This window comes from Desulfobacula sp. (assembly GCF_021107415.1).
On record NZ_JAIOSW010000096.1, the window covers coordinates 1 to 14,647 of the forward strand.

The following is a 14,647-nucleotide window of genomic DNA, read 5'->3' on the forward strand; positions in this document are numbered from 1 at the left end:
AAATATAAAACGGAGCTCAGATAAAAAGGTGACAAGTTGTTCCCGGTGCTCCGGCGGGATCATCAGTACAGCTATTTTTTCATTAAAAAGGAATCTATTATCATTGGCTATCCGGGATGGGTCTGAACAATCATTTAAGGAGTTATCCGATAAAAACAGGGTCAGCATATCTGATAAATTTGCTGAAAACCCGTTCTGATCCAGATGCTCTATATACTGCAAAAACAGATTGTTGATGGTCAATACAATAGGCGGAACCCGGGCATATCCTGATTCTGCGCAATGAACCTGGGACAGCAATGCCCTGCATCCAAAGGGCCGGGCATCATAGATACTGCACATGTCATCCACAAGCATTGGGCATTGCCCCCAGGAGGGATCATTCTCCTCTTCAGGAATATCTTTGTTTTCCATACACATTCTTGCAAACATGTTTGTGGTCATCTTTGGGATAAATCTTTTTTTGGGGAAATGGCGTTTTATCCGGATTTTCAGATCTTTTTTTTCCTGTGGCGCTAAATCGGCAATCAAAAGGTCTGCCTCAAGGCTTGTCAGGGTCACATTACAGGTACAGCAGGAAGAACATTTTTTTTTGCACACAACATCAATATGTTCAACCGCCTTATCGTAAAGCGTATACATTTGTTTTAGCTGATCAGTCTCAGGCACGCCCCATTGATTTTTCATTTAAAACCCTTTATTGTTTTATAAAATGCAATAATTTTCAAACAAACTTTGTACTGCATCTACCCCAATTGACATAAACAGTCAAACATGGGTGTTCACCTTAACGTTACCAATCGTTACTTTGAACATATATAACGCTTCCCCACTGACAGTACCCTGAAAATCGTAAATTTCATTGAAACACAAGCAATCTTGTTTTATTATATTTATTAAGTATATTACTTAAAATTGACAGAATTTCTCTAATTATAATTACAATGGCACACATATTGATTAAATAATATCCTTCGGGCATAGCCAAATGGAAGACTGCGAAGGAAGCAAACACAAAATTCCCCCGTATCCGGCCCATGGTCAATTCCCGGATAAAAAATTGTGAATTATTTAGATTATAAAAGGAGTACATATGAAAAAATTCGAAGTATTGATTATTGGCGGTGGTCCGGCAGCCATCACCATCTGCAAAATCCTGGGACAAAAAAAACAGGTTGGTATCATCCGGCCGGAAGACTATTCTATGATTTATTGCGCCATGCCCTATGTTATTGAAAAAATATTGCCCATACAAAAAACGTTCAAGAAAGATGAGCTGGTAACTGATACAGGCGCTGAACTAATAAGGGATACGGTAACCCATGTCAACCTGGAAGACAGGGAAGTGAAAACCGCCAAAGGCCAGACCTATACCTATGACAAAATAGTGATCACCACGGGCGCATTACCAGTGCTGCCGAAAATCGAAGGTTATGACCTCAAAGGTGTTTCAACATTTAAGACAGAAGAGGACTTGAAAAATATTCAGGCGGCCACTGAAAACGGGACAAAAAAAGTGGTAGTAGTCGGCGCCGGTGCCATCGGCATTGAACTGGCCCAGGCATTTAATAAAATTGGCATCAAAACCCATATAGTTGACGCTGAAGCGCATATCCTTCCCAACATGATGGATCATGAGATGGTGGAAGCAGCCCAGGCTGAACTGATAGCCAGCGGTGTGACTCTGCACCTGAATAATAAAGTCGTTGCTCTAAAGGGCAAAGAATTTGTTAAAAAAGTGATGCTTGAGGACGGCACTTCCATCCATTTACACTCCATAGATGATTGCAGTGAAGCCGACAAAAACGTGACCGGCAACGGACTGGTTGTTTTTGCCGTAGGCATGCGCCCGAATGTTGAGATGTTCAAGGATACCGGTCTTGCGATTGGAAGAGACGGAATCATTGTTAACGAAAAAATGGAAACCAACATTGCGGATGTATATGCTGCCGGAGACTGTGTTCAGTTTAAAAGCGGCATTACCAATGAAATCATCAGCGGAAAGCTTGCAACCAACGCCGTGCCCATGGGCCGGGTAGTGGCAAAAAATATGCTTGGCGAAAATAAAATCTATAAGGGTTTCTTTAACGGTGCCGCAACCAAGATTGAAAATCTTTTTGTCGGCGGATCAGGCATATCTGAAAAGCTCTCTAAAAACAAATTCGAAGTGACCGTCGGGTATTCGGAGCTTACCACGACCTTCCCGATAATGCCGGATGCCAAGAAAGTAAAAATAAAACTCATCTCCGACAAAAAAACAAAAAAAATAATTGGGGGGCAAGTGGTCAGCGGCACACCGTCAGCCGACAAGGTTGACCTGATCACCATGGCTATTCAACATGAACTTACGATAGACGACTTGATGGATTTCAGCTATTCATCCCAACCCTATCAGTCCTTTTTCCCCGCCGGGAACCTGCTGGTAAATGCAGCTGAAAATGCCGAGGTGAATATATAAAATACATCTTTTCCCGGGCCCGCTATGGGGTGTCCGGGAAAAGAACACAAGAACTATGAAATTGATTTTATAAAGGAATTTATGCCAAATGCAAACCGATTATGATTTCAGTGCAAAGATATATGATCCTGTCCTTTACCTGGCACTTAAACCAATAAGAATTGCTGTAATGAATGAACTTTTAAATCATAAAAACAAATCAATTTTAGATTTATGCTGCGGTACTGGAAATCAGCTTAAATTGCTATCAAAAAATGGATTCAAAAACCTTCATTGTCTCGACCTGTCCACTTCAATGTTAAAAATAGCAAATAAAGGCGATTACCCAATAAATATTTATAACGAAGATGCAACAAAAACAAGTTTTGAAAATGAATCATTTGATATAGCGATTATAAGCTTTGCAATACACGAAAAAACCAAGACTACTCAAGAAAAATTTATAAAAGAGGCCCATAGACTTATCAATGAGGACGGATTTATTCTTGTTGTAGATTATGCTTTTGACAATAAAACACCTGAAATTGTCAAAAAAGGGATAGATATCATTGAGCGGCTTGCAGGCAGGGAGCATTATAATAATTTCAAAAGCTATATCCAGAATAATGGATTAGCAAATTTAATGAACAAAAATAAGTTTAAACTGTTGAAACACCACAAAAGACTATTTAATGGGGTGACCATATCAAGGTATAAAAAAGACAAAGCCTTATTGTAAAGCCCATACCTTTCTTAGCTTATCGATTCTTAGGTCAACCCATTGATTTTTCATTTAAAATCCTTTATTTTTTTATCTGATTCAGTTATTTTTAATAATAGTTTTCATCTAGTATAGCAGCTATCTTAAATTTACATACACAGCCAAATTCATTGTCCTGCGCTGAATACGAAAGGCCGCCAGGTTCCTGCCGAATAAAATTCGGTGGTTTTTGAATAATTTCAAGAATTTATTTTATATTTACGCTTGACATTATAATTTTATTCGGTTTAAATAATAAATTAGCGAATTGAATTTTATATTTTTGGCCAAATAACAAATTTAATTTTGGAGAACCCATGGACAAAATTGACCGGCACGCCTTAAAAGCATTGCAACAGGACGGACGAAAAAAAAACAGTGAACTTGCCAAAGAGGCAGGACTTGCACCCTCCACCATGCTGGACCGGGTTAAAAAACTTGAAGACAAGGGAATTCTTAAGGGATACCGGGCGGTTGTAGATCCTGCGAAACTGGGATTGAAAGCCCAGGGGTTTGCCTGTATTTCCCTTGACCGCCACCGGGTCAAGGATATTGAGCTGTTGGAAAAAGAAATCAATAAAATCCCCAGTGTCCGGGCCTGTTATCATATCACCGGGCGGTTTGATTATCTTTTGCATGTCGTTGCTCCGGATATCAGCGATCTTGGCAATCTGATCAAGGAGAAACTGGCCACAATTCCGGGCATGGGAAAAATCGAAACCTTTATTGTATACGCAGAGGTCAAACCTGACCAGGGGTGGCCGATTGACGCTGCTTTAGCTTAACAAAACCTGCGAATAATTAAAAAAAAGGAGAAAAAAGATGACTAAGAAAAAAGCAATCCATGATTTTTACAAAATGAAAGAAAATAATGAAAAAGTCACATGGCTGACATCCTATGATTTCCCCACTGCCCAGTTTGCAGAAGCTGCAGGCCTTGATATGATTCTTGTGGGCGATTCCCTTGGCATGTGTGTTTATGGGTACAAAGGTACGGTTCCCGTCACCATGGACCAATGCATTGTTCATTGTGATGCGGTAAGACGTGGTGCACCCAATGTATTTATTGTCGGTGACATGCCTTTTATGAGTTACCAGATCTCTGATGAAGATGCAGTTTTTAATGCCGGGCGTTTCCTCAAGGAAGCGGATGTGGATGCCATAAAACTTGAGGGCGGTACACGGGTAGCCACAAGAATCAAGGCCATCGTGGAAGCAGGGATTGTTGTTATCGGGCATATTGGCCTGACACCCCAGAGTTCCGGAGCGCTGGGCGGCCATAAAGCCCAGGGCAGGACAGCCAAAGACGCCGCCGTGGTTGTTGAAGACGCCCTGGCTGTCCAGGAAGCCGGTGCCCAGATGCTCCTGGTAGAAGCGGTTCCCCCGGAAGTGGCCAGCTATATTGCACAAACCCTGACCATTCCGGTATTCTCAATTGGTGCGGGAAAAGAGTGTGACGGGCAGCTTTTGATTGTCAGCGACCTCATTGGTCAATTCCAGGCGTTTACCCCGAAATTTGTTAAAAAATACTGTGATGTTGCCACCATTATAACCGATGCCATGAAAGCCTATTGTTCAGACGTTCGTGAAGGCAAATTCCCTGAAGACCAGCACTGTTATCACATGATGGAAGGCGAAAAAGAAAAATTTATTGCAAAAATAAAAAAATAAAAATTTTAAAATATAACCCGGATACTTTAAATAGGGAAAGGAACCACCAATGACCGACCTTAAAGAAATGCTTAAAATTAAAACAAAAGATCTTGATATCGTTAACCAGCTCATTACAAATCCTGACAATCAACAAGTGGGAGAACTTTGCAATCTGATTGAAAAATTTGGCGGTGCCAAGGCTATTAATGAAAAAGCAGAACAGGCCAGAGATCCTGAAACATTGATGCAGCGCCTTAAAGAGATGAATTCTCCCTATGTTGCCGACCTTGAATGGCTGATGGAACAAAGGGATAATGAAGCTTTTATCTCAATGGATGATTATTGCAAAAATATCCTGGGAGAGAATGCCGATGCCTCATCCGTTGATTTGACCAATGCCGTGACCCTTGAGATCAGTGCACTGCAATTTTTCCCATGGCTGATGACTCAAGCCAGACAGGCCATTGAAAAAAAAGAACTTATGCCGGGCCGGGTTATCCGGGTCAGGAACATGGTTGAGCAGGTTGAAGATAACGGCGATATTATAGCTACGGCCCTTGCCATGCAGATTATCGGTGCCACCTATGTGGAATCCCTTGATACCAGGGGAACCGACGGCAGCAATATTCACCTTGGCGGCCCTGACACCATTACCGGCTATTTTGCCGGAATCGGCCAACCCAACGACTATCCTATAAAATGGGCTGAAGAATATCTCAACTACTATACTAGTTACGGCATTAAGCAGGTGTTAAACGTGAATCCGGGTACTATCCTTTTGGGGTACATGATGCACAGGCTTGGCGTGGATATTGAATTTAAGATCTCCGTATACGTGGGCAATGACAACCCCTACTTTATCATGTGGACACTCATGACGGCCAAACTCTTCTCAAGGGAAGACGGTACCACATCCCTTATAGGTTTCAACCTTTCCAATTCCGTGAACAATGACACCATCCGCCAGGCAAATGTCATTAGAAAACAATTAGGCCTGGAAAAACAGGTTCGCTTTGAACACCATATTACTGAAACCTATAAATCAATTGTTCTCCAGCCCTATAACAGGAGAGATGAACTCATTGAAATTGCCAAAGAAGTCCCCAATATGGCTGCAAAGCATGAAGGTGGAGAAATTGATATAGAGGAAAAACGAGAACACCCGTCCGACATTATTGAATATTTTTTGACCAAGCAGGAAGTTCTGGATAATGACCTGATGGAATCTCTGGAAACCAATTATCTTGACAAGCAGCATTCCGTCAACCTGACGGCCAGAGACTTGATCAAGTCCGGTACCGGTGTCATTGCAGCAAAAAACTTACATTAATTTTAAGTATAAGGAAATAAAAAATGATTCCGTCAATAATGCATCAATTTTTGCACGATGCCCTGCCCGAAAGTGTCTGGAAGAACCGCCTGATCAAGGACGGTCCTTTGAGATTTCTTGAATTCGGCCCTCTGGATGTTGACCGTCTTCAACGCCTGGGCATAAAAGTAGACCGTTTGGGTCCAAGACTTGTATCCTGCATGTGGAATGAGGACAGCCCTGTGGAAATCGGCGGGTTTCTTGTGGTGGACAACCTTGCCATGGGACAGCCCTCCATGGGCGGTACAAGGATGCTGCCGGATATCACCCCGGATATTATCCATAACCTTGCCCGGGGTATGACCCTTAAAAATGCTGCGGCTGATCTTCCCTTTGGCGGTGGGAAATCAGGTATTGTCCGTCCTGAAAACCTTTGCGAGGAAGACCGGTATGAAGTCATCAAAGGATTTGGACAGCTTTTAAAACGGTACAAACAAATCTATATCCCCGGCCCGGACGTAGGGACCAATGATGCGGATATGAAAACTTTTGCCATTGAAAACGGCCTGAATAATGTTGTATCAAAACCGGCTGACATGGGTGGCAACAGGATTGATGAATTAGGCGGTGCTGCCAATGGTGTTGTGGTAGCCACCAAAGCATTGCTGGAGCATCTGCCCAGATTAAAACAACTGCCCCAGTTTAAAAACATGATCATTCCCAAACCTTCCAAGATGGAGGTTCTTATCCAGGGTTTTGGGGCGGTAGGTGCCCATGTGGCAAGGATTTTCCACGATTATGATCCTGAAAACTCTCCCATTATTAAAGGGATCAGTGATGTAGACGGCTATCTTTTAAATTCAGACGGGCTGCCATGGAAAGAGCTTTTTGACATGTGGAAAGAGTTTGGCGCGGTGACCCAAAAATATTTCCATGATCAAATCATGCACAAAGACCTTCCTGAATTAAAACATATGGTCTTTTCCAACTCTTCCAATAACCTTCTTACCGAATCCGCATTCTGCCTGGTTCCGGCATCACCTGTATCCAATTACCTGGATGTGAATGCCTTAACAAACCCGTCCATGACCACGGACAGAATGGGAACATGGCGGATTATCGTTGAAGGGGCAAACACCTATTCTCCGAATCCTGCAAAAAAAGCTGAACGCAGAAGAATGGAACGCCACGTATACAGGGACAAAGGGGTGCTCATTGCAACAGATTACCTGGTGAACTCAGGCGGGGTAATTTATGCTGCCCATGAAAGGATTGTTCCGACACCGGGTCATCTGCTGATTCCAAAAGATATCCTGGGAAACCCCAATGCCATTGAAGGCTGGCTTGAAAAAAACCGGGATGATTTTGCAAACCTTGCGGAAATCCGCCGAAAAGCAGCAGTTGAAAAGCTTGAAACAGTCATCCGAAGAAATATGGAAGAACTCATTGACGGCCTTTGCAAGGATGCAGACAGCCTGCCCTGTGAAATTGCAGAAAGAATAAGTGTTCAACGAATCGCGTCCAAGGAAAAATCAAGAACCGCCCGGGATATCATGGAGGAAGCCCCTACCATTGGTGTGGATAAAAGCGTGACTGATGCTGCACAATTAATAGTAGATGCCCATGTCCCCATTGTCAATGTCGTGTCTGAAAAAGGCAAACTCATCGGTATCGTAACCAGCTGGGACATTACCAAAGCCATGGCATCAAAACTGCCCATGGATTCTCCCTTGACCAAAATCATGACAGCAGATGTCATTACCAGCAGTCCCGATGCCACCATCATTGATTGTATTCGGAAGCTGGAAAACCATGAAATCTCAGCCATGCCCATTGTTGACCAAGATAAAGTGGTCGGTATCATCTCAGGTGACATCCTTGCCAGAAGAACGCTCTTCAGGCTTCTGCAAACCATGACATAAGTCATCCAATCATATCTCCTGACTCTTAAAAAAGCTGTCTTGCGGGATTTTTCCCCAAGACAGCTTTTTTATTGAAAATATGCCAGGAAATTTTTCTGTCCGATATTCTTTATGTAACAAACAACATTTTTATGCCGACAAGCAAAAGTGCAGCGAGCACTGCCTTTCTGACTATTTCCTCATTAAGGCGGCGAAGCAGTCGTCTTCCAATGACAACTCCTAAAAAAGCCACCACCACCAATGGTATAATCCACATTATATGAATGCGCTCAAGGGCACCCTGGGCGATGTACATGCTGATGCGGGACATATCTACCATTATGGCAATGGCGGCGGCCGTGGCAATATAGGCTGGGAATTCCATGCACAAGCACAAGACGACCATCAATGCTTTTGCACATCAAAGCGAATTTGCTGATATTATTTGCAAAATGAAAGAACGCCACCAGCACTATGGCGGTCTTTATATCAAGCACAAACGGTGTGAGGATGGTTGCAGAGCCAAACCCTGTAAGTGTCGCTATCATGGCCGCAACAAAGGCGATAATCAGTACAAAACCTATCTCCATAATTTTTCTCCTGTCAAATATTCTCGCGGTCCGGACCGTCGAACAACTCTCCAAATAGTTCACGGACTTTGCTTTTGGCTTGCGAAAGTATCTTGCCGCCCAAAGGTGTAATGCTGTAAAGCCTTCTTATTTTACCTTTGATGTTTTGCTTTTCCGATTTTAAATATCCTCTTTTTTCTAAACGATGGAGCGTGGGATAGAGTGTTCCCGGACTCATTTCATATCCATGCCTTCGAAGTTCCTCAATGATCCAAAGCCCGAAAACTTTCTCCTTGGATGCATGATACAGAATATGCAGCTTTATCAGGCCGCCAAATATATCCCTGTCCAATTTCTTTTCTTTCATTTTATTCCAGCCTGCATTCTATTATCCGTATACGATATTGATAACCGTTATCTAAATCAGATAATACAATAATTTTATTTTGTCAATAAAAAAAACTGCAAACATAAACCGGGACACTTTCAGACACAGTAAATTGATTCCAACAACTTTATAGCATAAAAATAAAGAGTTAAATTAAATACCGAACAATCCCTTTTTTTGTTTCAACGGTATCAAGAGGAGGATGTTACGACCAGAATTTGCCCAATCACAGGTAGCTATATAAATTCATCAAGAAAAATATGGGCTGAGCAAACCCTGATATCATCTTTTGAGACAAGATCAATATTTTTTTCAAGAATTACCTGAACAGCTTTGACATCAGGAAAACGAATTTTTAAATAATATAGTGGCCTGCTTATTGTTTGATCTTTATTCTTGCATTCAATAAAATAAATAGGCTTTGAGTCTTCAGTAATAACAAAATCAACTTCTCTTTTATCAATATCCCTGAAATAACGCAGTTCAACTTCTCGACCATAGGTATCTTGCATAAAAAAACACCATTTTAAGAGATGACAGGCAATCAGATTTTCAAAACGGTGTCCTTTATTTTTGATAAGAGTCCAGTCAAAATGATAATGCTTTGCCTCTTTTTTTACTGCCCTTATTTTTGGAGCACCAAAAGGATAGATTCTAAATATCATATAGAGATTTTCAAGCATGGTTATCCATCGTGCAACAGACTGGTGAGAAACCTGTAAATCCTGCCTGAGAGCATTAATAGAAAGAGGGCTCCCAACCAGATCCGGCAGACGAAATACCAGATTTTCAATTAAACTCAAGTCTTTGACATTTTCGAGATCTGCAAGATCTTCACGCACAAGTCTTGAACGATATTCCCGACTCCATCTTTTTGTCTGCCTCTCAGACTGCATGAAAAAGGGTTCTGGAAAACCACCATATGTTAGAAGAATATCAATGTTGTCAGGGTTTTTATCATTAAGTTCAGGAAAAGTCAGCGGCATAAGTCTGTGAAAATGATATCTGCCTTGAAGTGAGTCTCCTCCACGACGATAATAATCAAGGCGGGCACTTCCTGTAACAAGGATTTGCAGTTCACTTCCGCGTTTGTCATATAGCCCTTTTACAATTTGCCTCCACCTGGAAAATTTATGTATTTCATCGAGTATCAGAAAACCTGAACCTGAAGGGAACTTTTCTGACATTATTTTTTCTCTGTCAGCCAGTGCATCCCAGTTTATATATCTTTTTCCAATATCAAATCCTGCACTTGTGCATAAATACTTTGCAAGAGTGGTTTTCCCGGCTTGTCTTGGACCGCTGATAAAAACCATCTTATGTTTTAGATCATCTAATACTGAATTTTCTATATACCGATTTGAATATCCTGACATTTTAACCTCTATCTGAATTTACTCGCTACTTTATTAAGATAGAGTTAAATATACTCGTATATTTTTTATACGTCAATCAAATTTTATACGGGTATTGTAACTAACGCTGATTACACCCGTGCTGTCTTTGATTATTTGAAAATGACTCGGAATAGCCAAGCGTCTTGCGGAGTTGTTCATTAGAACAAATTTACCGTGCACTTTCAGAGATGTGTATTGTAATTCTCAATTGATTAACGTATCTTAATATTTTAACATTTAAATCAACCCTGTCAGGAGAAAACAATGACTGCCGATGTTTTTTTTATGGATTTAGAGGCCACCTCAAGAGAAAATCTTCCCCAGAAACTTTCAAGGCTTATTAAAAAAGCAGGTATTGAAAATATTTTAAAAAAAAACGATCTGACCGCCATAAAAATCCATTTTGGGGAACAGGGCAATACCGCTTATATTCGCCCGATATTTGTCAGAAAAATCATCCAGACGATTAAAGAATACAAAGCAAATCCTTTTCTCACCGATGCCAACACCCTTTATGTGGGGACCCGATCCAACAGCGTATCCCATATTCACACGGCCATTGAAAACGGTTTTTCTTATTCTTCCATGGATGCCACACCCATTGTCATTGCCGACGGGCTCAGGGGGAAAAGCGAAACAAAAATTGAAGTGAATCAAAAAAACTGCAACCATGTTTACATTGGTTCTGAAATCATTGATGCGAATGCATTGGTTTCTGTGGCCCATTTTAAAGGCCATGAGCTTTCAGGGTTTGGCGGGACACTAAAAAATATAGGTATGGGATGTGCCTCCAGAAGAGGGAAACTTGACATGCATTCCAATGTGAGCCCGAGAATAAAAAGAAAAACCTGTATTGGGTGCGCCGAATGTGAAAAACACTGTCCCGCAGGAGCCATTCACCTTAAAGAAAAAAAAGCCTATATTGATAAGAAGAAGTGTATCGGATGCGCGGAATGTATTGTCCGCTGCCCCACCGGGTCTGTGAATATCAACTGGAACCAGACGGTTCCGGTTTTTCTTGAAAAAATGATGGAATACAACCTTGGGATTCTTAAAAACAAAGAAAAAAAGGCTTTTTTCATCAATTTTATTACGGACATTACACCCAAATGCGATTGTCTGTCTTACAGCGAATCCCCCATTGTCAATAATATAGGCGTTCTCGCATCAAGTGATCCTGTCGCTATCGATCAAGCCAGTGCTGACCTTGTCAACCAGCAAAAAGCTTTGCCCGGCACTGTTCTTAAAACAAATTTAAACCCTGGAGAAGATAAGTTCAAAGGGCTTTACCCGTCTGTTGACTGGGAGCATCAGCTTGACTATGCCCAAAAAATAGGCCTGGGAACACGAGAATACAATCTGGTCAAAATAAAAACTCTCTCATATTGACAATGTATATTGCGTTTAAAAAAAACAAAGACCTGGCACAATTTGTTTTAAGAGAATCCTGTACCATCAATAATCAATTGACTTACAGGAATCTGTTTGACCTGGGTTCCGATCCTTCTTTATTTATTAAATATCCCGGGGGCAATGCCTTTTATTTTGATGAAAACATGGAAGATACCCTATCTGAATCCAATGCTGATTATGATCCTGATAAACTTGAGGAAATTTTCTGGCCCTGGATCAGATTGGATATCAGAAGAGCGATTGACACCTTCAGGAACCGGTCCTATAAAAACGCCCGCAAAAAACTAACACGCAAGGAAAAAGATCAAATTGCTGCCTGTGTCCACTATTTTGATAAAAGAAGAACTCTTTATTTAAAGTTCAGGGGCATGGATCAGGGCCCTGTGGAAAACATGCCTGCTGTGCTGTTTAAAGACCTTGTTCATCAATCCAGAGACGAAATCGAACAACACTTTCTCAAACAGGAATTTTCCTTAAAACCCCATGAATTGAAATCTTATGTCTATACTGTTTTTGATCTCCAAAGTTTTTTTTCAAGCTTCATGGCAAAAAAAATGCCCCATGCCCTGGACCAGGAAAAAGTGGATTCATATTTTCTTAAAACAATCTGTAGGTTCAATAAGAACCTGTTCAATAAAAAGACGCATCTTGATGACTATCTTATAAGGTATCTTATCATGTTTTTTGATCATCCTTATGCAGACACAACATTGTTGGATGATTTTGCCAGAGCCTTCATGTTCCGGCATCGTTTTTTTGCTCCCAGGCCTAAAAAAGTCGTTACCACAGATAAGGCCTGCAAAATTTTTAACATCACTAAAAAAGAACTTGAGGCCATGACCCGGCAACGCTTAACTAAACTGTACCGTAGGCTTGCAAGGCAGGTTCATCCCGATACCGGCGGCTCTCATGAAAAGTTTGTTGAGCTGAATAATGCTTATCAAAGCCTGTCATCGGTTATTTAAATTTGAAATCATAAACCCCACTTTAAAAAAAGGTTTAGAGGTCATCTTTACAGGGGATTTGATAGTTTTTATCTTTTATCTTAAAAAGCAGGTGTCCATCCGATTCTTCCATAAACTTTGAAATCTTTAAAAGCGCACTGTCTTTAAACTTAATCCGGTGTTCAGGCGTTTGAAGATAGAGTGCGTCATCCCGGGTAAAAAGGTGTTCCGGGCTAAATTTAATTGTTTCACTATTGTTTAATATAAGAATAATATTTTCATTCACCTTTACGTCAATAACAAAAAACGCGGTGTCTTCATAAGGAAAATATACTTTTTCATTATAATCACTGGTTTCCTGATGGACATAATATCCAGCTTTATCTTTTTTTATTGATGCATTAAAATATCTTATAATTTTTGGATGTTCAAATTTCCCGTGTTCATTATACCAGTCACCATTTTTATTCATCCAGAAAACAGCGTCTTCCTTTGATATAATAATTTGTTTTTTCTTTTCTGATACCATTTTTGCCTTCAATTTTATTTATTTTTATCAAAATTGGATCTCCTCATTTAACTTGCGGGCAAATATTTATATCGCTTTTTGCATTATTTCCTTTTTTAATTTTTAGTGATAAATATTATATATTTTACTACTTACTTCAAAATTGAGTCCAGTCTTTTATGGAAATTGTGCAACTTTTTTGTGTTGCACCTGCTCATTCAGGGAGGCACATTGGATAAATCTCCAGTAAAAAATCCAGACGTTCTTTCGCAGCGTACAAGTTTTTTAATATTATTTCAATTGCTGAGTACCGAAATGTCCTTAATTTGGCAAAAGGTACAGGCGGTGGCACAGGCGGTGCTGCTGCAATGTTGTCAAAAAAGCTTATGCCGAATATAGATATGATTATCCGGGAAGAAAAACGTTTTATTGTAAGATGAGCTCTGCCCCATGTCGTGGCCGGTCTGGTCACCATTGATTCTATTACAAATCCCGATAAGATGTTTGAAAATGCAGGTATAAAAAGTGTCATCGCAAGGGCAACCCATGTGGATACTGAAAAAAAAGCTAAAAAAATTGTCTTTATAGGTGCAGGATTTATAAACCTTGAATTAGCCTCACTCCCTTCAACAGTCAGGGCGGATTATTATAATGTTACTATTGTTGAACTTTTAGGGCATCCCTTACCATTAATGCTTGATGCGGAAATGGGTTTTAAAATACAAAAATACCTGGTTGGAAAGGGCTTTAACATGCTGATAGGACATAAGGTGACGAAAATAATCGGCTCCAATGGTTATGTTTCAGGGGTGGAGCTTGAAACCGGCGAGAAAATCGATGCTGATATTGTCATGCTTTCCGTCGGAACAACGCCGAAGCCTGGACACTTAAGCTTATTTTCGATAAGGAGACTCAACGGTTAATCGGAGGACAGATCATCAGCGACAGCGATCTCCTGTAAAGGAGATTGATACAATCAACGCCTTGATTCTGGGTGAAAAAATAATTTCTGATTTAACAACATTAATGTGCGCCGGAAATCCTGATTTATCCTCTGAACCAAGCCTTGAACCTATTGCGATAGCTGCCGAGCAGGCGCTTTATAACCTTAACAGCTTATGAATAACCAGCAGAACAAGGTAATACCTGATCGGCAATCTGGACAGCTATGTGATGCTGACCGTTATTTCCTTTATTTGAAAAGCTCACTTTAGCTGCTGCTTTCCGGGATACACCTCGTTTAACGAGTTAAAGTATCTTTGAGTTTCCCATCAAACCCGCCATCTAATCCTTACATCATAAAGCTCCATAGTATACCGGCGCAAACAGCAGATCCTATGACGCCTGAAGAGTTGCAGGCCATGGCAT

Annotated in this window: 14 protein-coding genes; 9 read left to right on the forward strand and 5 right to left on the reverse strand. The window is 40.8% G+C overall.

What is annotated here, in order from left to right; translation table 11 throughout:
- Positions 1-687 (reverse strand): hypothetical protein (locus K8S13_RS05020; protein ID WP_291460912.1); only part of this gene is annotated, 687 nt, incomplete at its 3' end.
- A 406-nt stretch (positions 688-1,093) separates the two neighbouring features.
- On the opposite strand from K8S13_RS05020, the gene K8S13_RS05025 reads away from it, so the two are divergent.
- The 6 genes from K8S13_RS05025 (at position 1,094) to K8S13_RS05050 (ending at position 8,081) form a co-directional block, all read left to right on the forward strand.
- Positions 1,094-2,458 carry an FAD-dependent oxidoreductase gene (locus tag K8S13_RS05025; protein ID WP_291460913.1) on the forward strand — a complete coding sequence of 455 codons (1,365 nt, stop codon included), beginning with the start codon at positions 1,094-1,096 and terminating at the stop codon, positions 2,456-2,458.
- Between the two features lie 169 nt (positions 2,459-2,627).
- Positions 2,628-3,176, forward strand: a complete 549-nt coding sequence (locus K8S13_RS05030) for a class I SAM-dependent methyltransferase (protein ID WP_367172532.1) — start codon at positions 2,628-2,630, stop codon at positions 3,174-3,176.
- Positions 3,177-3,514: 338 nt separating this feature from the next.
- Positions 3,515-3,982, forward strand: coding sequence for an Lrp/AsnC family transcriptional regulator (locus K8S13_RS05035; RefSeq protein ID WP_291460915.1), 468 nt, complete (start codon positions 3,515-3,517; stop codon positions 3,980-3,982).
- Between the two features lie 37 nt (positions 3,983-4,019).
- On the forward strand, positions 4,020-4,868 hold the full coding sequence (gene panB / locus K8S13_RS05040; RefSeq protein ID WP_291460917.1) for a 3-methyl-2-oxobutanoate hydroxymethyltransferase: 849 nt from the start codon (positions 4,020-4,022) through the stop codon (positions 4,866-4,868).
- Between the two features lie 49 nt (positions 4,869-4,917).
- Positions 4,918-6,180 carry a hypothetical protein gene (locus K8S13_RS05045; protein ID WP_291460919.1) on the forward strand — a complete coding sequence of 421 codons (1,263 nt, stop codon included), beginning with the start codon at positions 4,918-4,920 and terminating at the stop codon, positions 6,178-6,180.
- Between the two features lie 23 nt (positions 6,181-6,203).
- Complete coding sequence (locus K8S13_RS05050) at positions 6,204-8,081, forward strand: CBS domain-containing protein (protein ID WP_291460920.1); 1,878 nt, start codon at positions 6,204-6,206, stop codon at positions 8,079-8,081.
- Between the two features lie 109 nt (positions 8,082-8,190).
- Here K8S13_RS05050 and K8S13_RS05055 read toward each other — a convergent pair whose 3' ends face one another.
- The 3 genes from K8S13_RS05055 to K8S13_RS05065 all read right to left on the reverse strand — a co-directional run bounded on the left by K8S13_RS05055 (position 8,191) and on the right by K8S13_RS05065 (position 10,393).
- Positions 8,191-8,466 carry a TSUP family transporter gene (locus K8S13_RS05055; protein ID WP_291460921.1) on the reverse strand — a complete coding sequence of 92 codons (276 nt, stop codon included), beginning with the start codon at positions 8,464-8,466 and terminating at the stop codon, positions 8,191-8,193.
- Between the two features lie 197 nt (positions 8,467-8,663).
- On the reverse strand, positions 8,664-8,996 hold the full coding sequence (locus K8S13_RS05060) for a PadR family transcriptional regulator (protein ID WP_291460923.1): 333 nt from the start codon (positions 8,994-8,996) through the stop codon (positions 8,664-8,666).
- A 257-nt stretch (positions 8,997-9,253) separates the two neighbouring features.
- Positions 9,254-10,393: an ATP-binding protein gene (locus tag K8S13_RS05065; RefSeq protein WP_291460925.1), complete on the reverse strand. Its 1,140-nt coding sequence runs from the start codon at positions 10,391-10,393 to the stop codon at positions 9,254-9,256.
- Positions 10,394-10,678: 285 nt separating this feature from the next.
- On the opposite strand from K8S13_RS05065, the gene K8S13_RS05070 reads away from it, so the two are divergent.
- Together K8S13_RS05070 and K8S13_RS05075 are read left to right on the forward strand one after the other, a co-directional pair.
- On the forward strand, positions 10,679-11,803 hold the full coding sequence (locus K8S13_RS05070; protein WP_291460926.1) for a DUF362 domain-containing protein: 1,125 nt from the start codon (positions 10,679-10,681) through the stop codon (positions 11,801-11,803).
- A gap of 2 nt (positions 11,804-11,805) precedes the next feature.
- The gene (locus K8S13_RS05075; protein ID WP_291460927.1) at positions 11,806-12,792 is read left to right on the forward strand and encodes a DnaJ domain-containing protein; all 987 of its coding nucleotides are present in this window, start codon (positions 11,806-11,808) and stop codon (positions 12,790-12,792) included.
- A 34-nt stretch (positions 12,793-12,826) separates the two neighbouring features.
- Here the strand turns inward: K8S13_RS05075 and K8S13_RS05080 are convergent, their stop codons facing one another.
- Positions 12,827-13,300, reverse strand: a complete 474-nt coding sequence (locus K8S13_RS05080; protein WP_291460930.1) for an MFS transporter permease — start codon at positions 13,298-13,300, stop codon at positions 12,827-12,829.
- A 479-nt stretch (positions 13,301-13,779) separates the two neighbouring features.
- On the opposite strand from K8S13_RS05080, the gene K8S13_RS05085 reads away from it, so the two are divergent.
- Positions 13,780-14,202 carry an FAD-dependent oxidoreductase gene (locus tag K8S13_RS05085; RefSeq protein ID WP_291460932.1) on the forward strand — a complete coding sequence of 141 codons (423 nt, stop codon included), beginning with the start codon at positions 13,780-13,782 and terminating at the stop codon, positions 14,200-14,202.
- Positions 14,203-14,647: the final 445 nt, after the last annotated feature.

Coding starts and splice junctions, on each gene's coding strand:
- K8S13_RS05025 (WP_291460913.1), top strand. CDS start 1,094: ATGAAAAAATTCGAAGTATTGATTATTGGCGGTGGTCCGGCAGCCATC.
- K8S13_RS05030 (WP_367172532.1), top strand. CDS start 2,628: ATGAATGAACTTTTAAATCATAAAAACAAATCAATTTTAGATTTATGC.
- K8S13_RS05035 (WP_291460915.1), top strand. CDS start 3,515: ATGGACAAAATTGACCGGCACGCCTTAAAAGCATTGCAACAGGACGGA.
- panB (WP_291460917.1), top strand. CDS start 4,020: ATGACTAAGAAAAAAGCAATCCATGATTTTTACAAAATGAAAGAAAAT.
- K8S13_RS05045 (WP_291460919.1), top strand. CDS start 4,918: ATGACCGACCTTAAAGAAATGCTTAAAATTAAAACAAAAGATCTTGAT.
- K8S13_RS05050 (WP_291460920.1), top strand. CDS start 6,204: ATGATTCCGTCAATAATGCATCAATTTTTGCACGATGCCCTGCCCGAA.
- K8S13_RS05055 (WP_291460921.1), bottom strand. CDS start 8,466: ATGGTCGTCTTGTGCTTGTGCATGGAATTCCCAGCCTATATTGCCACG.
- K8S13_RS05060 (WP_291460923.1), bottom strand. CDS start 8,996: ATGAAAGAAAAGAAATTGGACAGGGATATATTTGGCGGCCTGATAAAG.
- K8S13_RS05065 (WP_291460925.1), bottom strand. CDS start 10,393: ATGTCAGGATATTCAAATCGGTATATAGAAAATTCAGTATTAGATGAT.
- K8S13_RS05070 (WP_291460926.1), top strand. CDS start 10,679: ATGACTGCCGATGTTTTTTTTATGGATTTAGAGGCCACCTCAAGAGAA.
- K8S13_RS05075 (WP_291460927.1), top strand. CDS start 11,806: ATGTATATTGCGTTTAAAAAAAACAAAGACCTGGCACAATTTGTTTTA.
- K8S13_RS05080 (WP_291460930.1), bottom strand. CDS start 13,300: ATGGTATCAGAAAAGAAAAAACAAATTATTATATCAAAGGAAGACGCT.
- K8S13_RS05085 (WP_291460932.1), top strand. CDS start 13,780: ATGTTTGAAAATGCAGGTATAAAAAGTGTCATCGCAAGGGCAACCCAT.